The 23,279-nt window shown below is 39.0% G+C and carries 19 protein-coding genes, 1 other RNA gene and 1 other annotated feature; of the genes, 17 read left to right on the top strand and 3 right to left on the bottom strand.

The genetic code is table 11. From position 1 onward, the window contains the following. Nucleotides 1-19 precede the first annotated feature (19 nt). The gene (spoVB, locus tag BKO01S_RS05565; RefSeq protein ID WP_066050029.1) at nucleotides 20-1,582 is read right to left on the bottom strand and encodes a stage V sporulation protein B; all 1,563 of its coding nucleotides are present in this window, start codon (nucleotides 1,580-1,582) and stop codon (nucleotides 20-22) included. Nucleotides 1,583-1,712: 130 nt separating this feature from the next. On the opposite strand from spoVB, the gene BKO01S_RS05560 reads away from it, so the two are divergent. The 8 genes from BKO01S_RS05560 (at nucleotide 1,713) to dtd (ending at nucleotide 11,573) form a co-directional block, all read left to right on the top strand. Then, nucleotides 1,713-2,009: a post-transcriptional regulator gene (locus BKO01S_RS05560; RefSeq protein ID WP_066050025.1), complete on the top strand. Its 297-nt coding sequence runs from the start codon at nucleotides 1,713-1,715 to the stop codon at nucleotides 2,007-2,009. A gap of 122 nt (nucleotides 2,010-2,131) precedes the next feature. Continuing rightward, a complete protein-coding gene (gene secDF, locus BKO01S_RS05555) occupies nucleotides 2,132-4,396 on the top strand; it encodes a protein translocase subunit SecDF (RefSeq protein ID WP_066050024.1) in 2,265 nt (754 codons plus the stop codon). A gap of 98 nt (nucleotides 4,397-4,494) precedes the next feature. Further along, nucleotides 4,495-5,409 carry a cation diffusion facilitator family transporter gene (locus tag BKO01S_RS05550; protein ID WP_066050022.1) on the top strand — a complete coding sequence of 305 codons (915 nt, stop codon included), beginning with the start codon at nucleotides 4,495-4,497 and terminating at the stop codon, nucleotides 5,407-5,409. 24 nt (nucleotides 5,410-5,433) lie between these two features. Then, nucleotides 5,434-5,724 (top strand): LapA family protein, encoded by a 291-nt coding sequence (locus BKO01S_RS05545; protein ID WP_066050571.1) that lies wholly within the window; start codon nucleotides 5,434-5,436, stop codon nucleotides 5,722-5,724. Nucleotides 5,725-5,828: 104 nt separating this feature from the next. Then, nucleotides 5,829-8,192 carry a single-stranded-DNA-specific exonuclease RecJ gene (gene recJ, locus BKO01S_RS05540; protein ID WP_066050019.1) on the top strand — a complete coding sequence of 788 codons (2,364 nt, stop codon included), beginning with the start codon at nucleotides 5,829-5,831 and terminating at the stop codon, nucleotides 8,190-8,192. After that, complete coding sequence (locus BKO01S_RS05535; protein WP_066050016.1) at nucleotides 8,183-8,695, top strand: adenine phosphoribosyltransferase; 513 nt, start codon at nucleotides 8,183-8,185, stop codon at nucleotides 8,693-8,695. The genes recJ and BKO01S_RS05535 overlap by 10 nt, the downstream gene beginning before the upstream one ends. A gap of 221 nt (nucleotides 8,696-8,916) precedes the next feature. Next, the gene (locus tag BKO01S_RS05530; RefSeq protein WP_066050013.1) at nucleotides 8,917-11,112 is read left to right on the top strand and encodes a RelA/SpoT family protein; all 2,196 of its coding nucleotides are present in this window, start codon (nucleotides 8,917-8,919) and stop codon (nucleotides 11,110-11,112) included. Between the two features lie 20 nt (nucleotides 11,113-11,132). Beyond that, nucleotides 11,133-11,573, top strand: a complete 441-nt coding sequence (dtd, locus tag BKO01S_RS05525) for a D-aminoacyl-tRNA deacylase (RefSeq protein WP_066050010.1) — start codon at nucleotides 11,133-11,135, stop codon at nucleotides 11,571-11,573. A gap of 26 nt (nucleotides 11,574-11,599) precedes the next feature. Here dtd and BKO01S_RS05520 read toward each other — a convergent pair whose 3' ends face one another. Next, nucleotides 11,600-13,354 carry an N-acetylmuramoyl-L-alanine amidase family protein gene (locus BKO01S_RS05520; protein ID WP_066050007.1) on the bottom strand — a complete coding sequence of 585 codons (1,755 nt, stop codon included), beginning with the start codon at nucleotides 13,352-13,354 and terminating at the stop codon, nucleotides 11,600-11,602. A 207-nt stretch (nucleotides 13,355-13,561) separates the two neighbouring features. Between BKO01S_RS05520 and BKO01S_RS24585 the strand changes: the two genes are divergently transcribed. From BKO01S_RS24585 to BKO01S_RS05500, 5 genes are all read left to right on the top strand, one after another. Continuing rightward, the gene (locus BKO01S_RS24585) at nucleotides 13,562-13,738 is read left to right on the top strand and encodes a hypothetical protein (RefSeq protein WP_162927792.1); all 177 of its coding nucleotides are present in this window, start codon (nucleotides 13,562-13,564) and stop codon (nucleotides 13,736-13,738) included. Between the two features lie 64 nt (nucleotides 13,739-13,802). Beyond that, nucleotides 13,803-14,044, top strand: a binding site (T-box leader). 84 nt (nucleotides 14,045-14,128) lie between these two features. Continuing rightward, complete coding sequence (gene hisS, locus BKO01S_RS05515; protein WP_066050004.1) at nucleotides 14,129-15,409, top strand: histidine--tRNA ligase; 1,281 nt, start codon at nucleotides 14,129-14,131, stop codon at nucleotides 15,407-15,409. Between the two features lie 4 nt (nucleotides 15,410-15,413). Beyond that, nucleotides 15,414-17,192: an aspartate--tRNA ligase gene (gene aspS / locus BKO01S_RS05510; RefSeq protein WP_066050003.1), complete on the top strand. Its 1,779-nt coding sequence runs from the start codon at nucleotides 15,414-15,416 to the stop codon at nucleotides 17,190-17,192. Between the two features lie 49 nt (nucleotides 17,193-17,241). Beyond that, a non-coding RNA gene (gene ssrS, locus BKO01S_RS05505) (6S RNA) lies at nucleotides 17,242-17,424 on the top strand. Between the two features lie 171 nt (nucleotides 17,425-17,595). Then, nucleotides 17,596-18,360, top strand: a complete 765-nt coding sequence (locus BKO01S_RS05500) for a tRNA threonylcarbamoyladenosine dehydratase (protein WP_066050000.1) — start codon at nucleotides 17,596-17,598, stop codon at nucleotides 18,358-18,360. Nucleotides 18,361-18,398: 38 nt separating this feature from the next. On the opposite strand, the gene BKO01S_RS05495 is transcribed toward BKO01S_RS05500, so the two are convergent. Next, nucleotides 18,399-19,667 carry a replication-associated recombination protein A gene (locus tag BKO01S_RS05495; protein ID WP_066049995.1) on the bottom strand — a complete coding sequence of 423 codons (1,269 nt, stop codon included), beginning with the start codon at nucleotides 19,665-19,667 and terminating at the stop codon, nucleotides 18,399-18,401. A 151-nt stretch (nucleotides 19,668-19,818) separates the two neighbouring features. On the opposite strand from BKO01S_RS05495, the gene BKO01S_RS05490 reads away from it, so the two are divergent. The 4 genes from BKO01S_RS05490 (at nucleotide 19,819) to mnmA (ending at nucleotide 23,261) form a co-directional block, all read left to right on the top strand. Continuing rightward, nucleotides 19,819-20,511, top strand: a complete 693-nt coding sequence (locus BKO01S_RS05490; RefSeq protein ID WP_066050570.1) for a YczE/YyaS/YitT family protein — start codon at nucleotides 19,819-19,821, stop codon at nucleotides 20,509-20,511. Further along, entirely contained in the window at nucleotides 20,508-20,927 is a 420-nt protein-coding gene (gene cymR / locus BKO01S_RS05485; protein WP_066049991.1) for a cysteine metabolism transcriptional regulator CymR, read from the top strand. The genes BKO01S_RS05490 and cymR overlap by 4 nt, the downstream gene beginning before the upstream one ends. Nucleotides 20,928-21,041: 114 nt before the next feature. Further along, complete coding sequence (locus BKO01S_RS05480) at nucleotides 21,042-22,121, top strand: cysteine desulfurase family protein (protein WP_439951032.1); 1,080 nt, start codon at nucleotides 21,042-21,044, stop codon at nucleotides 22,119-22,121. A gap of 24 nt (nucleotides 22,122-22,145) precedes the next feature. Beyond that, nucleotides 22,146-23,261 carry a tRNA 2-thiouridine(34) synthase MnmA gene (gene mnmA, locus BKO01S_RS05475; RefSeq protein WP_066049980.1) on the top strand — a complete coding sequence of 372 codons (1,116 nt, stop codon included), beginning with the start codon at nucleotides 22,146-22,148 and terminating at the stop codon, nucleotides 23,259-23,261. The last annotated feature ends 18 nt before the right edge of the window (nucleotides 23,262-23,279 follow it).

Below are 23,279 nucleotides of genomic sequence, written 5' to 3'. Positions count from 1 at the left end.
CAGTCGGTCACCTCTTTTTTTATCTTAGAATTAGCTTCGATAATACATTTCCAATGATCGGGACACGAATCATTTCTTCTTTTTTAACTTGTCCAGCAATGATAATGAGTAGACAGTAGCTTAATGAAATGGCCAAACAGCTAATAATCACGTTAAAGGATAAAGGTAAGGCTCCTTTAAAATAATTATAGGTCGATAATCCAGTCCATCCGGCAACCCCCATACTGGCAAAGGTTAACAAATAATCCCAAATATAAAAAGTGAACGAAATCTTTTTTAGTACCGTTGCAAAATGGAGAAGTGTTACCACTAAAAAGCCGAATACGATCCCTAATGCTGCTCCTTTAATTCCAAAGCTTGGCTGACTTGCTAATAAGAAGATGACAGCTGTTTTCACAACGGAACCGAAGAGTGAGTTAATCATAGCGGCTCTTGCTAAATCAAGTGCTTGAAGGGTAGCTTGTAACGGCCCTTGGTAGTAATAAAAAAGGAAGAATGGTGCCATGATCTGAATGAAGTACGCTCCACTTGAAGATCCATACATAACCTCCATCAACGGTTCAGCTAATACATAGAGTATAACAACCGATAATCCACCTGTTAAAAAAGCAAAGCGTAATGCTTGTTGTAGTCGGTATTCAATCAGCTTTTTATTGTTCTGTGAATTTGCTTCACTGATTGCAGGGACAAGCGATGTGGAAAGTGATAGAGTAATAAACGATGGCAAAAGTAAAAGCGGCATAGCGAAGCCTGTTAGTGCTCCATATTGCTTCGTTGCAGTGATTGCTGCCACTCCAGCAATAGCTAGACTATGTGAGACAACAATAGGTTCAAAAAACCAAGCAATAGAACCGATCATACGACTACCTAACGTTGGTAAAGCAACGCCCATGAGCTCTTGAAATGTTGACTTACCTTCTTGGACATTCTTGAAAAACTTCTTTCTAATACGAAATTGCTTCTTCAGTTTAAATGAGGTAATTAAATAAATTAAGGAGATTAGCTCTCCAATAACGGATGCAAACATCGCTCCAGCAGCAGCGTATTCTACACCGTATGGCATAAACATGCTTGTAAGTACGGCAATTAATGTGATTCTTGCCGTTTGTTCAATCACCTGTGAAATAGCAGACGGTTTCATATTTTGTCTGCCTTGAAAATATCCTCTTAACACTGAAGAAAGTGCAACAATTGGAACAATTGGAGCAATCGCGAGCAGTGGTAAATGTGTGCGCGGATCTGTAAAAAGAGTTTGTGATAAATACGGTGCAAGTACAAATAGAGCAGGAGTAAAAATAAGGGATAAAGTAAACGTTGTTGCTAGAGAAACAACAAGTATTTGCTTTATTTTTTTTGTATCTCCTTTCGCCTCTGCCTCTGCAATATTTTTAGATATAGCCACCGGAAGACCTAGTTGTGTGACAGTGACAACTAGAATAAGGGTGGGAAAGGCCATCATATATAATCCAACGCCTTCTTCCCCAATAAACCTTGCAATCACAATCCTATTAATAAAACCAAGAACTCTTGTTACAAAGCCGGCAACTAACAAAATAATTGTTCCCTTTAAAAACTTTGACATCTCGCTACCTGCCTTCTCAAAAAAGGTATTATCATATACAATTAACTATATGCACCCATGTGGACAAAGCATGACAAGGTATTATAAATTTCTCTATATTTTAAACTCTAGTAGTAGGAGGCGGCTCGATATGGAAATGTACAATAGTTACGATCGTTTTCGTAAAGAGGTACACCCAGCATTAATTAGTAAGATGGAAGAGTTTTCCCTCCTTGGGTATGGGACAATCAGTGAAGATAGTCTTTGGGAGTTTTTAAGGAAGAAGAAGTGGAGAAAACCGAAGGAGGACATGAAGGTGTATGAGGTGGTCTCAGATATTCTATCAATAAATGTGGGGGAATATATGAATTATGCGACGGTCGAAGCATTCAAGTCTGAAGAGTTTTCGTTTGCGAATGATGAAGAGAGAAGGGAATTATTAAAGTAGGTAAAATAATGTCCATAAATTGACACTATTTACTAACTGTTTCATAATTATTAGTATAGAAATACACGCAGGTAACAGCTGTTACCTTGCTTGGGTTACTTATTAAGGAGGATTTATACATAATGGTCAAACGCAGTAGAATTGTGGCTTTTTTGTTATTGCTGCTTCTTTTTGCAAGTACAATTGGGACAACTACGAATAGTATTTTACAAAATATCAAATTAGGTTTAGACCTTCAAGGTGGATTTGAAGTCCTCTACGAGGTTGAGCCTGCTAAAAAAGGCCAAGAAATTGACCAAGAAGTATTAAATAGTACGGTACAGGCGTTAGATAATCGAATTAACGTACTAGGGGTAAGTGAACCGGTTATTCAAATTGAAGGTGATAACCGAATTCGTGTTCAACTCGCGGGAGTTTCTGACCAGAATAAAGCTCGTGAAATTCTCTCCACTGAAGCGAATTTAACGTTCCGAAATGCTAACGATGAAGTCATGATGGATGGTACGGATTTGGTTGAAGGCGGCGCAAAGCAAACCTTTGACGAAAACAACAAACCGAGCATTTCTTTACAGTTAAAGAGTGCTGATAAATTTCGAGAAGTGACACAGGAAATTGTTGGGATGGCCCCACAAAATCAGTTGATTATTTGGCTTGATTTTGAAGAAGGGAAAGATTCCTACCAAGCGGAGCTTGCGAAGGAAGAACCAAAATTTCTATCGAATCCAAATGTAAATCAAGTATTTAACCAAGATACAGTTTCCATAGTAGGGAATTTTGAATTAGAAGAAGCTAAGACTTTAGCTTCCCTTTTAAATGCAGGTGCGCTTCCGGTCAAGCTTACTGAAGTGTATTCAACTTCTGTTGGTGCTCAATTCGGGGAAGAAGCACTAAATGAAACGGTGTTCGCTGGTATTGTAGGAATTAGTATCATCTTCTTATTCATGCTTGCCTTTTACCGGTTCCCTGGATTTATTGCCGTTATTACACTTTCTCTTTATATTTATCTGATTCTCCTTATCTTCGATTGGATGAACGGTGTGTTAACCTTACCAGGAATTGCAGCTCTCATTCTTGGGGTGGGAATGGCAGTAGATGCCAACATCATTACCTATGAGAGAATTAAAGAAGAATTAAAGGTTGGTAGAACGGTGAAGTCCGCATTTGAAGTTGGAAGTAAAGGCGCATTTTGGACTATTTTCGACTCTAATATCACGACGATTATTGCAGCTGGTGTATTATTTTTCTATGGGACAAGCTCGGTAAAAGGGTTTGCGACGATGTTGATTATCTCTATTTTAGGTAGCTTCATTACAGCTGTTTTTGCCTCACGTCTATTACTTGGTCTGTGGGTAAAAAGTGGGTTCTTAGATAAACGTCCTACTTGGCTGGGTGTAAGAAAGAAAGATATGAAGGATATTTCTGAGGGGTATGATGCAATCGACTTACCTACTAGGTTTGATCGATTAGATTTTGTGAAAAACCATAAACTTATCTTCACTATTTCAGGAATTTTATTCTCGGTCGGAATTGTCGTTCTTATCATCTTTAAGCTAAACCTTGGAATTGACTTTGCAAGTGGTACGAGGGTGGAAGTTCCGTCCGATAAGCCAATTGAAACAGAGCAATTAAAGGAAGAGTTTGCAAAATTTGATCTCGATGCCGAAAATATTGTTATGTCTGGGGATAATAATGACGTAGCTGTTGTACGCTTTTTAGGAGTGTTACCAAAAGAAGAAATTGCTGAGCTTAAAGCACACTTTAAAGAGGTATATGGTTCAGAACCAAATATCAGCACAGTTTCCCCAATGGTTGGAAAAGAGTTAGCTAAAAATGCAATGATTGCTGTAGCAATTGCATCTATTGGTATTATTCTTTATGTAACGATTCGCTTTGAGTGGAGAATGGCGCTTGCTGCAATTGTTGCCCTAATACATGATGTGTTCTTCATCATTGTTTTGTTTAGTTTTACAAGATTAGAAGTAGATTTAACGTTTATTGCAGCCGTCTTAACGATTGTTGGTTATTCAATCAATGATACCATTGTAACATTTGACCGAATGAGAGAAAATTTGGCTAAGAAAAAGAGAATTAAAGCTTATGAAGAACTAGCTGATGTTGTTAATAGTAGCTTACGCCAAACATTAGGAAGATCAATTAATACGGTCTTAACTGTGGTGATTGCAGTTGTTGCCTTACTGATATTCGGAAGTCCATCGATTCTTAATTTCTCCTTAGCATTGCTAATTGGATTAGCTGTGGGTGCCTACTCTTCTATTTTTGTAGCTGCACAATTATGGCTTGTATGGAAGGCGAAGGAGCTTAAGCAAAAGGGAGTTCTCATTACGGAAAAAGTAAAAAGAGAGAGAACAGACGAACCACAGGTTTAAATCATGAGCCACAGGGAATAATTCTCTGTGGTTTCATTTTTTGAAAAGCATTTTTTGGTTACACTATTCGTAGTGAATGGTTTGAAGGAGAGTTTGTATTGGAAAATCAAGAGCGATTTAAAAAAGCAGAATTTGTAGCAATAATAGGGATTATCGGAAATTTAATTTTGGCAATCCTGAAGTGGGTAATTGGTGTGTATGCAAACAGTCGTGCATTAGTTGCTGACGCAGTTAATTCGGCCTCTGATGTGGCGGGGTCTTTAGCCGTTTTTATTGGACTCCGGGCGGCTAAGCAACCACCAGATGAAGATCATCCATATGGACATGGAAAGGCAGAGTCTATTGCTGCCATTATTGTAGCCGTTTTGTTGGTTTTAGTTGGATTCGAGATTGGAAAGTCTTCATTTCAAGCGTTTTTTCAACCGATTGAAGCTCCTAAACTAATTGCTCTTGTGGCCGTAATTGTATCTATCGTAATAAAAGAAACGATGTTTCGATATACTTTCTCGATGGGCAAAAAATTAAACAGTGATGCATTAATTGTAACTGCTTATGATCACCGTTCAGATGTTTATTCATCCTTAGCTGCGTTGGTGGGAATCGGTTGTGCGATTTTAGGGGAGAGACTTGGTATTGGCTGGCTGGTGTATGCAGACCCTGTAGCAGGGATATTCGTATCGATTCTTATTTTAAAATTAGCCTGGAAACTCGGAAGTGAATCCATTCACAATGCGCTTGACCATGTTTTACATGAAGAAGATACCCTAGAACTTCGAAAGATTGTTGAAAGCATACCAGAGGTTAAAAAGATTGATGAATTACATGCAAGGGAACACGGTCACTATGTAATTATTGATTTGAAAATCTCTGTAGATCCTTATATGACCGTCGAAGAAGGTCACCGGGTAGGGAAGAAAGTAAAGCAAAAACTTATGGAAGAAAGACATGTGGAAAATGTGTTTGTACATATCAATCCTTACAATCCAGATAATAGTGAGATTTCATATGAATAACAGAGACTTGGGGGGGGGATGTTTGTGAAGTTTCAATGGACCATGTTATTGGGGATTCTTTTTGCGCTTCTAGTAGCTATTTTTGCTGTCATTAATGTTGAACCTGTTTCTGTAAACTATGTTTTTGGTTCTAGTGAATGGCCTTTAGTTCTAGTTATCCTTGTATCGGTCCTAATGGGTGGCATTATTATAGGTTCCGTTGGATTAGTAAAAATTTATAGCCTGCAACGAAAAGTCAAACAACTAACAAAAGAAAAGGAAAAGCTGAACCAAATAAACGGGACAGAAATAGAAAAAGAAAGTGATTTGCCATAAAAGCCTGCTATCCAAGCAGGTTTTTTTAGTGTTTTCTAAAAAGTTCCCTTCCATTGAAACAGTAGACAGCCTCAAGTATAATAGAAAAGCTAAGGGGTGAAGGAATGTTAAAGCCAAAATCACGCTGGAATGTTCAGCAGCATAAAAGTGAAGACGATGTAAAAGAGCTTTGTAGCGAATTAAAGATATCTCCTCTTGTTGCTTCTTTGCTTGTACGAAGAGGATTAAATACAGCATCTCTAGCTAAGAATTTTTTGTATGAACATGAGAACCAATGCCATGACCCTTATCTACTTACGGGGATGGACATTGCCGTTAATAGAATTCAACAAGCCATCGAAGCCCAAGAACCGATTTTAATTTTCGGAGATTACGATGCTGATGGCGTAACGAGTACATCTGTCATGATGCTTACATTAAAGGAACTAGGTGCAATAGTCGATTTTTATATTCCGAATCGTTTTACAGAAGGGTACGGTCCAAATGAGCCGGCTTTTCGTCATGCTTATGAAAGTGGAGTGAAACTAATAATCACCGTTGATACCGGTATCTCTGCTGTACATGAGGCAAGTGTTTTAAAATATCTTGGTGTGGATTTGATTATTACAGACCATCATGAACCAGGCCCAATTCTTCCTGAAGCATTAGCAATCATTCATCCGAAGCTTCCGGATAGCTCATATCCTTTTAAGGAGTTAGCTGGAGTAGGGGTAGCGTTTAAGCTTTCTCAAGCTTTACTTGGAAAACTTCCTGAGCATTTGCTAGAGTTTGTTGCGATTGGAACGATTGCTGACCTTGTCCCGTTGGTTGATGAGAATCGTTATCTAGTAAAACGAGGGTTGAAAAAAATAAGAAGCAGTAGTAGACCAGGAATTAAGGGACTTTGTAAACAGGCTGGTATCGAACAACAGACAATCGATGAGGAAACGATTGGTTTTACGATCGGCCCTCGACTTAACGCTGTGGGTCGGTTAGACTCAGCGGACCCTGCTGTACATTTGCTTTTATCTGAGGACTTGGGTGAAGCGGAAATGCTTGCTGAAGAAATAGACTCGTACAATAAGGAACGACAGCGCATTGTAGCGAGCATAGCAGATGAAGCGATTCAACAAGTAAAAGACTTCTACCCTATTGAGGACAATTCTGTCATTGTTGTTGGTCAAGAGGGCTGGAATGCAGGGGTTGTTGGAATTGTTGCATCTAGATTAGTAGAAGCATTTTATCGTCCAACGATTGTTTTAAGCTTTGATCGAGAGAAAGGTATTGCTAAAGGGTCGGCTAGAAGCATAGAAGGATTTGATTTATTTAAGAATCTTTCCACCTGCAGAGAGATTTTGCCTCATTTCGGTGGACACCCTATGGCTGCAGGTATGACGCTAAAGCTTGAGGACGTAGATGAGTTAAGGGCGAGACTAAATGAACTCGCAGCAAGTCAGTTGTCCGAAGAAGATTTCGTTCCTATCACTTCGGTAGATCTAGAAATGTCGATTAAAGAGGTACAACTTAATGCCTTAGAAGAGCTGCAACTTCTTGCACCTTTTGGGACTAGCAATAAAAAACCTAAGATCTTGTTGAAGGATACAACTATATCCCAAATTAAGAAAATTGGTGCCAATCAAAGTCATTTAAAACTAACACTAGAACATGACGGGGCACTCTTAGATGGGATCGGTTTCCATCTAGGGGAAAAGGTAGATCATATTTCTCCACATTCGAAGCTATCCGTAGTAGGAGAATTGTCTATTAATGAATGGAATAATATAAGGAAGCCCCAAATCTTTCTACATGATTTGGCCATTAATGAATGGCAATTATTTGATTACCGTGGAATCAAGCAGGTTGGTAAGCTTAAGGAAATGATTCCTACAAGTAAATGGGTGAGCTTTAATAAGCAGACTTCAGAGAAAATAAAACTTACATTTTCGGATCAGTTACATCTAATTGAGAGCGTTGAGCAAGCTAGGAGTATTGAGGTTGATGACCAATATTTAGTTTTATATGACTTGCCACCGTCAAAGGAACTGTTGACGACATTACTAAATGGAAAAAAACCCGCTAGAATTTATGCGCATTTTTACAAAGAGGCAAGTGATTTCTTTAGTACCATCCCAACAAGGGATCATTTTAAATGGTATTACGCATTTTTATCAAAAAAAGCACCTTTTGATTTAAAAAAATACGGTGATGAGTTAGCTAAACACCGTGGCTGGTCAAGAGAAACGATAGATTTTATGTCACAGGTGTTTTTTGAACTAGATTTTGTTAAAATAAACAATGGATTTATAACACTTAACACTAGCAGTCATAAACGAGATCTAACGAGCTCTAAAACATATCAGAAAAAACAAGAAGATTTAGCGCTTGAACAAGAATTATTATATTCCTCCTATCAGGTACTTCACTCCTGGTTGGATGAATGTATTCGAGGCTCGGTGGAAATTGAGGAGGAAGTAGAAAGATGGATTTAAAGAAGTTTGTAACGATTGTAGAAGATTGGCCAAAGCCAGGGATTAAATTTAAAGATATTACAACATTAATGGATAACGGTGAAGCGTATCGTTACGCAACAGACCGTATTGTTGATTACGCAAAAGAAAGAAGCATAGATATTGTTGTTGGTCCAGAAGCACGTGGTTTTATTATCGGGTGCCCAGTGGCATATTCGCTAGGAGTTGGATTTGCTCCGGTTAGAAAAGAAGGGAAACTCCCGAGAGAAACAGTAAAAGTAAACTACGGTCTTGAGTATGGTAGTGATGTTTTAACCATCCATAAAGATGCGATTAAACCAGGTCAACGTATACTAATCACTGATGATCTGTTGGCAACAGGTGGAACAATCGATGCAACGATTAAACTTGTTGAGCAATTAGGTGGAGTGGTTGCAGGAATTGCCTTCTTAATTGAGTTAACATACTTAGATGGAAGAAGCAAATTAGATGGATACGATATTTTAACTTTAATGGAATACTAAAAAAGACAAAAAAGCGCAGCAATCGAGTTGCGTTTTTTTTCATATATTCGGACTGAAATGACATGATTCGACATTATTTTTAATTTTCCCAGAAAAATAACAGGCTTTCCCTTTACATATGGAGTTTTTTTTTCGATAATAGTAACAATATTAGTTTTATTTTTGAAAAAAAATATAATCCTCGTATTCAAGGGGTAACATAGAAAGTTAAAGGTGATTATATGGCGAATGATCAAGTGTTGACCGCCGAACAAGTCATCGACAGAACGAAGAAATATTTAAATGATGAAAATGCTGCATATGTACAAAAAGCATATGAATTCGCAAAGCATGCCCATCGTGAACAATATCGTAAATCTGGTGAACCGTACATTATTCATCCTATTCAAGTAGCAGGGATATTGGCTGACTTGGAAATGGACCCAGCTACGGTTGCTTCAGGTTTTCTTCATGACGTCGTTGAGGATACAGATGTAACGATTGAAGACATGGCAAAGGAATTTGGCGAAGAAGTTGCCATGCTAGTCGACGGTGTTACAAAGCTTGGGAAGATTAAGTATAAGTCTCATGAAGAGCAGCAGGCAGAAAATCATCGAAAAATGTTTGTTGCTATGGCTCAGGACATTCGGGTTATCTTAATTAAATTAGCTGATCGACTGCATAATATGCGAACGTTAAAGCATCTGCCCGTTGAAAAGCAAAGACGGATTTCAAATGAAACATTAGAAATCTTTGCTCCATTAGCTCACCGTCTAGGGATTTCAAAAATAAAATGGGAGCTTGAGGATACGGCTCTACGTTATTTAAATCCACAGCAGTATTACCGCATTGTTAACTTGATGAAGAAAAAACGTGCAGAACGTGAGCAGTACTTGGACGATGTTATTAAGGAAATGCGAGTTAGTCTAGATGAAGTTTCGATCAAAGCAGAAATATCAGGGCGCCCCAAGCATATTTATAGCATTTATCGAAAAATGGCGATTCAAAACAAGCAGTTTAACGAAATTTATGACCTGCTGGCGATAAGAATCGTTGTAAATTCGATAAAAGATTGTTATGCCGTATTAGGAATCATTCATACTTGCTGGAAGCCAATGCCTGGGCGATTCAAAGATTATATCGCCATGCCGAAGCCAAATATGTATCAATCTCTTCATACGACCGTTATTGGGCCGAAGGGTGATCCTTTAGAGGTTCAGATACGAACGTTTGATATGCATGAGATAGCCGAATTTGGGATTGCTGCACACTGGGCTTATAAAGAAGGGAAATCAGCAAATGAAGGCTCCTCACTTGAAGAGAAGTTAACATGGTTTAGAGAGATATTAGAATTTCAAGATGATACAGCAAATGCTGAAGAGTTTATGGAATCATTAAAAATCGATCTATTTTCTGATATGGTGTTTGTGTTTACACCAAAAGGTGACGTGTTTGAGCTACCATCTGGGTCTGTTCCAATTGATTTTGCTTACAGGATCCACTCTGAAATCGGTAATAAGACCATTGGTGCAAAGGTGAACGGTAAAATGGTTACCCTTGATTATAAATTAAAAACAGGGGATATCATCGAAATTTTAACCTCAAAGCATTCATATGGTCCTAGTCAAGATTGGTTAAAGTTGGCCCAAACGTCACAAGCCAAAAACAAGATTCGCCAGTTCTTTAAGAAGCAACGTAAGGATGAAAATGTTGAAAAGGGTCGAGAGCAGGTTGAGAAAGAAATCCGAAGCATGGATTTTGATGTGAAAGAAATCTTAACCCCTGAAAACGTAAAACGAGTAAGTGAAAAATTTAACTTTTTCCATGATGATGACTTGTATGCGGCCGTTGGATACAATGGGATCACTGCTCTTCAGGTAGCCAATCGCTTGACTGAGAAATGGAGAAAGAAGAGAGACCTTGAGCAAGTAAGCACCATTTCAAATGCTGTGTCAGAACTAAAGTCATTCCCATCGACTAAAAAGAGGGAATCAGGTGTGAGGGTTACAGGTATAGATAATCTTCTCATACGACTTTCTAGATGTTGCAGTCCTGTTCCTGGAGATGAGATTGTCGGCTTCATAACGAAAGGTCGTGGAGTCTCTGTCCATCGTGCGGATTGTTCAAACATTGATACGGAGGATGCAAAGGCTAGACTGATACCAGTTGAATGGGAAACAGGTTTAAATAACAAAAAGGAATACAACGTGGACATAGAAATCAGTGGATACGATCGCCGCGGTTTATTAAATGAAGTCCTTCAAGCTGTGAATGAAACGAAAACGAATATATCAGCGGTTTCTGGAAAATCAGATCGAAACAAAATGGCAACCATCAATATGTCTATTGCCATTAACAATGTGAGTCATTTACAAAAGGTAGTGGAACGAATTAAGCAAATTCCTGATATATATTCTGTTCGCAGAGTGATGAATTAGAGAACGAGGAGTTTAAGCTTATGAGAGTAGTTGTTCAAAGAAGCAAACAAGCCAGTGTTACAGTAGATGGTGAAATCATTGGCGAAATTACAAAGGGATTTGTTCTTCTAGTAGGTATTACTCACGGTGATACAGCGGAGGATGCAAAGTACGTTGCTGAGAAAATCGTCAATCTTCGTGTGTTTGAGGATCATGAAGGAAAAATGAATTTATCATTATCGCAAATAGAAGGAGAAATGCTATCTATTTCTCAGTTTACGTTATATGGTGATTGTCGCAAAGGGAGAAGGCCTAACTTCATGGAGGCAGCCCATCCAGATCATGCGAGTGTGATATACGACCAGTTTAATCAATTTTTACGTGATCAAGGTGTGAAGGTTGAAACAGGTCAATTCGGAGCGATGATGGACGTAGCCCTAATAAATGACGGTCCTGTAACACTGATCGTTGAGAGTAAGTAAAAAAGCGAGTTCAATTGAACTCGCTTTTATTTTTTAAAGTATTTGGCCAAACCTTGGTAAATACCGGTGGCTGCATTTGCTTGATAGCTCCCCGAGTTGACTAATGTCTCTTCTGCGGAATTACTTAAATAGCCTAATTCTAAAAGTACCGAAGCACGTTTATTTTCCCTTAAAACGTGATAATCTCCGTAACGAACCCCACGATCTTTCAGCTTTGTAAAACTAGCAATTTCTTTTCCCACAGTCGTTGCCAAGGTTTGCTGGTATTTATGATAGTAATAGGAGGTCATCCCTCGAACGGAGGAGTCCAGTATGCTATCAAAATGGATGGAAATGAACGCATCAGCTGCATGTGTATGTGACATTCCAACACGAGAGCTTAACGATAAGTACGAATCCGTATTTCGAGTCATAATTACGTTTGCACCAGCAGCTTTCAATTTATCATATAATAATTGAGCGGTTTTTAACGTCAAGGTTTTTTCGTAGGAGCCTTTAATACCAGTAGCTCCTGTATCTCGACCACCATGACCAGGGTCAATAACAATTACTTTATTTTTTAAATATTGTTCTGCACCAGGTCGCTCAATTTGTTGAGAAGTTCCACTAACTGATACAATCCATCCTGCTACAAATCCCTTTGAACCATTTGAGAGCTGAATTTCATACCAGTCATTTTGTACAGATAGTACGGTAAAAGTTGCGCCGGCATTTGCTCTGCTAATGACGGAACTGTTTGTTGTGGCAGATTTTCTGATGTTCGTTCCATTATAGAGGATCGTTACGGAACTGTTCTCTTGCACATCAACCTTTGTTGAAGTTGTTGACTCTTCCTTTGAAAGATACCAGCTGGCCACCCATCCTTGCTGACCATTTTTTAACTTAATTTTTGCCCAATTATTTTCTTCAGCTAAGATTTCAAAAGCTTGTCCCTTTGAAACGGTTCCTACGATTTTTCCATTTAAGGAACCAGTGCTTCGAACATTTAGAGTGGTAGCCGTAATGGTCCCAATTAACCCACTAGTAGATTCTGTATTAGTATTATTTGGAACGGAAGGTTTAGAAGAGGTAGACTTGATTTCTACAAACTCTTTGCTAATCCAGGCGGTTTGTCCCCCATATTGAATTTTTACCCAATTACCTTCAACACTTAGGATTGAAACTGTACTACCCTTTTGTAGTTTTCCAAGGATTTGACCCGATGTGGAAGCGGTAGATCTTACATTTAGATTGTTGGCAGTTATCGTACCATCCTGCTGACCACTGCTTGATCCTCCTGTGTCAGATTTTATATCTTGGATAAACTCGGCTGAAACCCAGCCTGTTATGTTTGAGGATTTAATCTGATGCCAGTTCGATTCTGTTTTTAGGATGGTAACAGTAGCCCCTTGAGACAAACTGGTTACTACCCCATAAGATGTACTAGGGCCTGACCGAACTCGTAGCTGATTCGCAGTTACAATCCCATTCTTCGTCGACGAAGTGGCCTCATTTGCTGAATGTTTTTTGACCAGCCAAGCAGCTACCCATCCTTTTTTTCCTGAGGAATTCAGGGATACTTGAATCCAATCACCTTTTTCCTCTACTACAGAAAAACGATCCCCTTTTTTTGCAACAGAAATTACTTTATAACTAAGACCAGATCCTTCTCTAATATTTAACGTGTCAGTTGTAATTTCAATGGTTGGTCCTTCAGCTTGGACTGAGTCCGGTCTGATAGGGAATGGACTACATAAGAGAAGAAACGCCAAGAAAAACAATATGTATTTATTTTTGTACAAGTGTGAATCTCCCTCCTGATAAGTGGTTAGTAAGGGTGCTGATGTATAGTTTTAAGTACCAACCTCTATAATAAAGGAAGAATTTACATATGTTAATACGAAGTGAGTAATTTTTCACTATAAATTATTGAACAATGATAATTAGTTGAAACTTTTATTGAAAAAAGGGACAAACTAAAAGGGATACAATAGACGGGGTGATAACATATGAGATATAGTGATAAGGCTTTTTCCACACATGATGGAGACAATCAGATTTTTGGTGTGGATTTCCATGATTTTATCCAAAAAGAAAAGAATTCAAATATGGTAGAATTAGCAAGTGAGTTCGGACTTTCGATACGAGATGTGAAAAAGCTGAAAAAAAGATTAGAGAGATCGTAAGTTTTGTAATATATCTTGACATTATGAATACACGACCGTAATATATAAACTAATATTAAAAGACGAATAACCGTTTGATGGAGCAAAGTAGTTAAACTCCACGTGAAAAGAGAGGAAATGTCGATAGGCTGAAAGCATTTCCGCATTGTGGCTTAATGAAAGAACACTCCGTAGGCTTCGCTTCGAACAATCATTAGATTTAGTAGGAGAGGAACGTTGACAGGCGTTAACTGTAAAAGTGGAAGTAGGCTTCTTAGGGCTGCTTCAATTAGGGTGGCACCACGGGATATAACTCTCGTCCCTTGTATGTAATAGTACAAGGGACGGGAGTTTTTTTGCATTCTTACGATTCTATTTACATAAAAAAATGATAGCAAGGAGGGGTTCCAAATGGCATTAAAGTTACCAAGAGGAACGCAAGACATTCTTCCAGGAGAAGTGGAAAAGTGGCAATTTATTGAAACGGTTGCAAGAGATTTGTGTGAAAAATTTCAATACAAAGAGATTCGTACACCGATCTTTGAACATACAGAAGTATTTACAAAGGGTGTAGGAGATACGACCGATATTGTTCAGAAGGAAATGTATACGTTTGAGGACCGTGGTGGAAGAAGCTTAACACTAAGACCAGAAGGTACAGCATCTGCGGTACGATCATTTGTCGAACATAAAATGTTTGGTTATCCTAACCAGCCTGTAAAGCTTTTTTACATGGGACCGATGTTCCGTTATGAAAGACCACAGGCAGGGAGATACCGTCAGTTTGTCCAGTTTGGTGTGGAAGCATTAGGCTCTAAAGATCCAGCGATTGACGCTGAGGTAATCGCTCTTGCTATGAGTATTTATCAATCCTTAGGTTTGAAAAAGCTAAAGCTAATTATCAATAGTCTAGGTGATAAGGATAGTAGAAACGCTCACAGAGAGGCGTTAATTAATCATTTTTCACCAAGAATAGAAGAGTTTTGTGGAGATTGTCAATCTAGACTAGAGAAAAATCCTCTTCGTATTCTTGATTGCAAGAAGGATCGTGATCATGAGCTTATGGCTACAGCACCTTCCATCCTACAATACTTAAATGAAGATTCTAAAAAATATTTTGATAAAGTCCAACAATATTTAACCAACCTAGGAATTGATTTTGAGGTGGATCCAAACCTTGTAAGGGGATTAGACTACTATAATCAAACAGCCTTTGAAATAATGAGTGATGCTGAAGGGTTTGGAGCCATTACAACTCTTTGTGGTGGGGGACGCTATAATGGGCTTGTAGAAGAAAGTGGCGGACCAGAAACACCAGGAATTGGTTTTGCACTTAGTATAGAGCGCTGCTTAGCAGCACTAAATGCAGAAGGAATTGAACTTCCTGTAACGCAAGGAATAGATTGTTTTCTAGCATCTTTAGGTGAAGCAGCCAAGGACTATACTGTAAAGCTTTTACACGAGCTTCGAAAGGGAGGCTTTTCGGCTGAAAGAGATTATCTTGATCGAAAAATCAAAGCTCAATTGAAGACAGCCGATCGCTTGCAAGCTAAATATGTAGCAGTCCTTGGAGACGATGAGCTTCAAGAAAATAAAATTAACTTGAAGGACATGGAAAGTGGAAATCAAATTGAGGTACCGCTAGATACATTTTTGGAAGAATTTTCAGCAATTTATAAAAAAGGGAGATAGGTAAATGTACGGTAGAACGTATTTTTGTGGAGAGGTAACAGAACAACAGATTGGAGAAAGTATTACGTTAAAAGGATGGGTACAAAGACGACGTGATTTAGGTGGTTTGATTTTTATCGACTTACGCGACCGCTCAGGTATTATCCAAGTGGTGTTTAATCCAGAGGTTTCACCAGAAGCACTAGCTATTGCAGAAAAGATTCGAAATGAATATGTTCTAGACGTAGTTGGGACTGTTATTGCTAGAGAGGCTGGTACCGTAAACGAAAACCTTCAAACAGGTCGAATTGAAATTCAAGCAAAGCAGGTTACCATTATTAATGAGGCCAAAACACCTCCATTCACAATTGCTGACCAGACAGATGTTTCTGAGGATGTTCGCTTGAAATATCGATATTTGGATTTAAGAAGACCTGCGATGTTTGAAACATTTAAAATGCGTCACCAAGTGACTCAAATTATTCGTAACTTCCTTGATCGTGAAGGGTTCTTGGATATAGAAACCCCAATGTTAACAAAAAGTACACCTGAGGGGGCACGTGATTACTTAGTACCTAGTCGTGTCCATCCAGGTGAGTTTTACGCCTTGCCTCAATCACCACAAATTTTTAAACAGCTTCTTATGGTGGGTGGTTTTGAAAGATATTATCAAATCGCAAGATGCTTCCGTGATGAAGACCTTCGTGCAGACAGACAGCCTGAATTTACGCAAATCGATATTGAAACGAGTTTTATGAGCCAAGATGATATTATTTCTCTTATGGAAGATATGATGAGTGAAATGATGTCTAAGGTAAAGGGATTGCAAGTTGAAATCCCATTTGCCCGTATGCCTTATCAAGAAGCGATGGCACGTTTCGGATCCGATAAGCCGGACACTCGTTTTAGTATGGAGCTTGTTGATCTGTCAGAAATCGTGAAGAATTCAAGCTTCAAGGTGTTTGCCGGTGCGGTCACTTCAGGAGGGCAAGTAAAGGCAATTAATGTGAAGCAGGCTGCCGCTAAATATTCTCGTAAAGATATCGATGCATTAACAGAATTTGCTGCTGTCTACGGGGCAAAAGGTCTCGCTTGGTTAAAAGCGGAAGAAGACGGACTTAAAGGCCCAATTTCTAAATTTATTACAGAAGAAGAACAGACGGCACTTTACTCTGCGTTGTCAATTGAAGCAGGAGACCTTCTTCTTTTTGTAGCTGATAAAAAGAACGTAGTGGCTGATGCACTCGGTGCACTCCGATTAAAACTTGGGAAAGAGCTTGAATTGATTGATCAAAGCAAGTTTAACTTCCTATGGATTACTGATTGGCCACTCCTTGAATATGATGAGGCAGATGGACGTTACTATGCGGCTCACCATCCATTTACAATGCCAGTGAGAGAAGACCTTCACCTATTAGAAGAGAACCCAGCACTTGTTCGTGCACAGGCGTATGATCTTGTACTGAATGGTTATGAACTTGGTGGTGGATCACTACGTATATTTGAAAGAGATGTTCAGGAAAAAATGTTCAGTATCTTAGGGTTTAGCCCGGAAGAAGCGAAAGCTCAGTTCGGGTTCTTGCTTGAAGCATTTGAGTATGGAACACCTCCACATGGTGGTATCGCGCTAGGACTTGACCGATTAATCATGCTTTTAGCTGGAAGAACAAATTTAAGAGATACAATTGCATTTCCAAAAACAGCAAGTGCAAGCTGTTTATTAACGGATGCTCCTGGTGAAGTTAGTGAGGCTCAACTTTCTGACCTTCATCTGTCATTAAAACGTAATAATTCTGTAGAATAAGGTCATCTTGAAACTTATAAAAAGGTGTGTTATAGTTTAATCAAACATAAGAATCCTGATGTGTTCGTGGTATTACCTAAAGTTTTGACCAACAGCTTTACTACGGGAGTTTGAGTTTTCGAGTGGCGTAAATGCCTTTGGCTTAGGACTTACAAAAGCTTGAAACAGAACACCCACCTGCTTATGCGGGATCAAAACGAAGGCATCGAGCGACGGCACGATTGGGATTCTTACCTTTTTTATATGCACTTACAAACCTATGCTATTTAGTATAGGTTTTTTGTTTTTCGTGGGCAAAATACGTCCTATACTTGTATTTGTTTGTGAGTATGTTATAGTCTTATCGAGAAAAATAAAGTTTACGAATTCCCTATTACATAATATAGATGCTGGAGTGATGAAGATGTTAAACCAATTTTCCCGCAATGAACTTGCGATAGGAAAGGAAGGAATCGATACATTAAAAGGAAGTACGGTCGCTGTATTAGGAATCGGTGGAGTGGGCTCATTTTCTGCTGAGGCGTTAGCACGATCCGGAGTAGGTCGACTCATTCTAATAGATAAGGATGACGTCGATATTACAAATGTAAATCGTCAAATCATTGCCTTACTCTCTACAGTGGGAAGGCCCAAAGCTGACCTAATGAAAGAGCGCATTATGGATATCAATCCTGAATGTGAAGTCATCTCATTAAAGATGTTTTACACAGAAGAGACGTATGAAGAAATCTTTCAATACGGACTTGATTTTGTAGTAGATGCGTCAGATACTATTTCGTATAAAATTCATCTAATGAAAGAGTGTTTAAATAGAAATATACCGATGATTTCTAGTATGGGAGCAGCGAATAAGATGGACCCAACACGTTTTCAAATTGCGGATATTTCAAAAACACATACGGATCCAATTGCAAAGGTCATTCGTACACGTCTACGTAAAGAAGGAATTAGAAAAGGAATACCAGTAGTTTTTTCAGATGAAAGTCCCATCGTCATTCGTGAGGATGTTCGAAAAGTAGTTGGGAAAGAGGATGCGGAGATAAGGAAGGCAAAAATGCCACCTTCATCAAATGCCTTCGTCCCATCGGTCGCGGGGCTTATTATGGCAAGCTATGTTATTCGTGAGCTATTAAAAGACATAAAAATATCGACAGTTAAAGATAGTTAATAGGTGATTAAAAACGGACAAAGCAAACGCCTTGTCCGTTAATTTTTCATGAGCTTTTCATAGATCAAGGCAAGTGCCTGCTCAAACTTTCCAGTCTTTTTCGGCTTATAATAAACCTTCTTTTTTATTTTATCTGGCAAATACTGCTGTTTTACCCATCCGTTTTCGTAGTCATGCGGATACAAATAATCAATGCCTCGTCCAAGAGAAGCGGCTCCTTTATAATGAGCATCCCTTAAGTGAAGGGGGACTTCACCGCTTAGCCCTGCCTCGATATCAGCGATTGCTAGATCCAATGCTTTATAAGCTGTATTTGACTTCGGCGATAGGCATAACTCAATGACTGCGTTAGCTAGCGGAATCCGTGCTTCTGGAAATCCTAGACGTTCAGCTGTTTCGACGGCAGCTAGGGTTCTAGCACCTGCTTGAGGATTGGCAAGGCCAATGTCTTCGTAGGCAATTACAATCAGTCTTCTACTTATACTAACCAAATCACCTGCCACTACGAGTCTCCCTAAGTAATGAAGCGCTGCATTTACATCACTGCCTCGTATTGATTTTTGAAAAGCAGAAAGAACATCGTAATGTGCATCCCCATTGCGGTCATGTGAAAAGCTCTTTTTTTGTAAACATTCCTCAGCTATTTCAAGATCAATCAAAATGCTGCCATTCTTATCAGGTTCTGTAGAAATAATGGCTAGTTCAAGTGCATTGAGGGAACTCCTAACATCACCATTTGAAGCACTGGCAAAGTGTTCTGTTGCTTCGTCTGATATGTGAACGTCGTAGGTTCCTAACCCCCGGTCCTTATCCTGCAGTGCAGAAATAAGTGCTCTTTTTATTTCATTTGATGTTAATGGCTTTAGCTCAAAGATTTGACAGCGACTACGGATCGCCGGGTTAATGGCATGATACGGATTGCTGGTTGTGGCCCCTATTAGAACAATGGCTCCATTTTCTAAATGAGGAAGGAGAAAATCCTGCTTCGCTTTATCCAGACGGTGAACCTCATCAAGTAAGAGAATAACCTTACCGGACATTTTTGCTTCTGCGGCTACTACTTCAAGATCCTTTTTGTTATTAGTCACTGCGTTTAAGGTCCGAAAGGCATACTTTGTACTGCCTGCAATCGCGCTAGCAATAGATGTTTTTCCAACGCCAGGTGGCCCATAAAGAATCATCGATGAAAGCTGTTTTGCTTTAACCATACGCTGAATAATCTTTCCTTCACCGACGAGGTGCTGTTGACCAATTATCTCATCGATCGTCCTAGGACGCATTCGGAAGGCAAGTGGCTTCCCGTTCATATTTATCGCTCCGTTTATCGTTTTACCTAAAGGTAACATACGTTCGTGTTATTTGCATACTATTATGCTATAATGTCAAATGTCTATTAAATAAGTCAGGATTTTGTTAAGATTTACAAGAAACCATTTTGTTTAGAGGATTTGATTGGTAATGGGTATTAAGAAGACGGGGCAAGTAGGTCCAAGATTTTTTATTTATTTTTTAGGTTTATTACTTATGTCCCTTGGAATTGTATTTTTAATAAAGGCAGATATCGGTGCTACTCCATGGGATGTTCTTCATGTTGGTCTTCATTACCAATTTGGGTTAACGATTGGTACTTGGTCGATTCTCGTCGGGGTAGCCATTTTAACATTAGCTTCCATTATATCTAAGGAATTTCCGCAAATCGGTGCGTTTTTAAATATGCTTTTAGTTGGTGTTTTTATTGATATGTATTTTTTGCTACCAATTATTCAAACACCAGGTGACTGGATTGGAAAATCTTTGATGTTTGTCGCTGGATTGTTATTAAATGGATATGGAATGGGTCTATATATATCAGCTTCCTTTGGTGCTGGACCAAGAGACAGTCTAATGATTGCTTTAACAGCTAGTACAGGATGGAAGCTTACATATGTCCGTGCTTGTATAGAAATAATCGTACTAATCATTGGGTGGCAGCTTGGTGGCCCTGTATTTATAGGAACTGTCGTGTTTAGCTTTGTAATAGGGCCAATCGTGGGTATTGCCTTACCTCAGTGCAAAATATTAACTGATTATTTCCTAAAAAAGTTACACTCCACAGATAGAATGGCTGAACATACAAAAGAAGATATTAGTAATCGAGGTGCTAGTTTATGAAAATATCAACAAAGGGTCGGTATGGTCTGACGATCATGATTGAGCTTGCCAAAAAACATGGTGAAGGACCAACATCGCTTAAAACGATCGCTCAAGCAAATGATTTATCTGAACATTATTTAGAGCAATTAATTGCTCCGCTTAGAAACGCTGGATTTGTTAAGAGTATTCGAGGTGCGTATGGCGGTTATGTATTAGCAAAGGGACCAAAGGAAATTAGTGCAGGCGATATAATCCGAGTGTTAGAAGGTCCAATCAGTCCAGTTGAGGGGATAGAGGATGAAGAGCCTGCGAAGCGTGCATTATGGATGAGAATCCGTGATGCGGTAAAAGGTGTTTTGGATAATACAACCTTAGAAGATTTAGCAAATCATACGGATGACGGAGAGACAGATTCCTATATGTTTTACATATAGGGGAAAAGGCAAAGCTAGTTTCAAGTGGATATTTTTAAGTAGGTGAAAAGATTGAATCATATATATTTGGATCATGCAGCAACGGCTCCTGTTCATACAGATGTCATTGAGGCGATGACTACTGTGATGAAAGAGCAATTTGGAAACCCGTCTAGTATACATTCCTATGGGAGAGCGGCTAGACATATTGTAGATGAATCTCGTACCATAATTGCGAAAAGCATAGGAGCAAAACCAGAAGAAATTGTTTTTACAAGTGGTGGCACAGAAAGTGATAATCTTGCTATCGTAGGAATTGCAAAATCTTATCATCACAAAGGCAACCATATTATTACGACCATGATTGAGCATCATGCGGTTTTGCATGCATGTAAGAGTCTTGAGAAGGAAGGCTTTGAAGTTACTTATTTACCTGTTGATGAAACGGGACAAATCTCGATGGAAGATTTTAAGAAAGCGCTCCGGGATGAAACCATTCTCGTAACAATTATGTACGGAAATAACGAAGTGGGTGCTATTCAGCCGATTAACGAAATTGCCAAGATATTAGAAAATCATCAAGCAAAACTTCACACGGATGCTGTACAGGCCTTTGGTCTAATGGATTTGGACGTAACGTTGCTTGGGGTCGACTTGTTATCAGTCTCCGCACATAAAATCAATGGACCAAAAGGGATTGGTTTTTTATATGTAAAGCAAAATATTGCTTTAACTCCACTTTCCTTCGGAGGAGAACAGGAACGAAAAAGACGTGCTGGGACAGAAAATGTGGCGTCTATTGCTGGCTTTGCTAAGGCGGTTGAAATTGCATCGATGGAGAGAACAAAGAAGGTCAACCAATTTATCGAGTTTAAAAAGCTAATACTTGAGGTCCTTCAATCAAAAAATATTACTTTCTCTGTAAACGGATTGCTTGAAAATTCACTCCCACATGTACTAAACTTAAGCTTTCCAGGCACAGATGTAGAATCGATGCTTGTGAATCTTGATATGGAAGGAGTGGCTGTATCAAGTGGTTCTGCTTGTACGGCAGGTTCCATTGATCCTTCCCATGTTTTAGTAGCAATGTTTGGTCAAAAATCAGAGCGAGTGAGAAATTCGATACGATTTAGCTTTGGCCTTTATAATACAAAAGAGCAGGTCGAAAATTCAGCTGAGATTACGGCAAAAATAGTAAGTAGGCTGACAAGATAAAGCCCTGCGAATGAGGTGAATGAAGTGAAAAAGGACAACAAGGATATACGTGTTGTCGTTGGTATGTCTGGGGGAGTAGATTCATCGGTAGCAGCGTTACTCTTAAAAGAACAAGGGTATGATGTCATCGGAATTTTTATGAAAAACTGGGACGATACCGACGAATTCGGTGTATGTACAGCTACCGAGGACTATGAGGATGTTATTCGGGTTTGCAATCAGATTGGTATCCCTTATTATGCAGTAAACTTTGAAAAGCAATATTGGGATAAGGTCTTTACGTACTTTCTTGAGGAATATAAAGCAGGTAGAACACCAAATCCAGATGTGATGTGTAACAAAGAAATAAAGTTTAAAGCTTTTTTAGAGCATGCAATGAAGCTAGGTGCGGACTACTTAGCAACGGGGCACTACGCTAGAGTTGAATACCGTGATGGTGAATATAAAATGCTGCGTGGAGTAGATGAAAACAAGGATCAAACGTATTTCTTAAACCAGCTTACTCAAAATCAGCTAGAAAAAGTCATGTTTCCAATTGGCAATATTGAAAAATCAAAGGTAAGAGAGATTGCTAAGGAAGCCAATTTAGCAACCGCAACAAAAAAGGACAGCACGGGAATATGCTTTATTGGCGAACGTAATTTCAAGGAGTTTTTAAGTAATTATTTACCTGCACAGCCTGGGAATATGGAAACACTTGAGGGAGAAGTTGTTGGTAAGCATGACGGGTTAATGTACTATACAATCGGTCAGAGACATGGATTAGGAATCGGTGGTGCTGGAGACCCTTGGTTTGTCATCGGGAAAGACCTTGCGAGGAATGTACTTTTTGTTGGACAAGCATTTCATAATGATAAACTTTACTCTGATTCCATTGTTGCAGTGGATGTTAGTTGGGTTACGGGCAAAGAAGTGGTGCAGACTTTTGAATGTACGGCGAAATTCCGTTACCGTCAGCCTGATAACAAAGTGACTGTTTACAGGTTAGAGGATGGCACAGTCAAGGTGATATTTGCTGAGCCAATCCGAGCAATTACTCCTGGTCAATCTGTTGTGTTTTATCATGATGATGAATGTCTAGGCGGAGGAACAATCGACAAAGTATTCCGTGATGGAAACCAGTTAACTTACGTAGGGTAAGATGAAAACCTCGATTAA

The organism is Robertmurraya korlensis NBRC 107688, from assembly GCF_001591645.1.
Classification (GTDB): domain Bacteria; phylum Bacillota; class Bacilli; order Bacillales; family Cytobacillaceae; genus Robertmurraya_A.
This window is presented reverse-complemented; position numbering and strand designations above follow the sequence as displayed.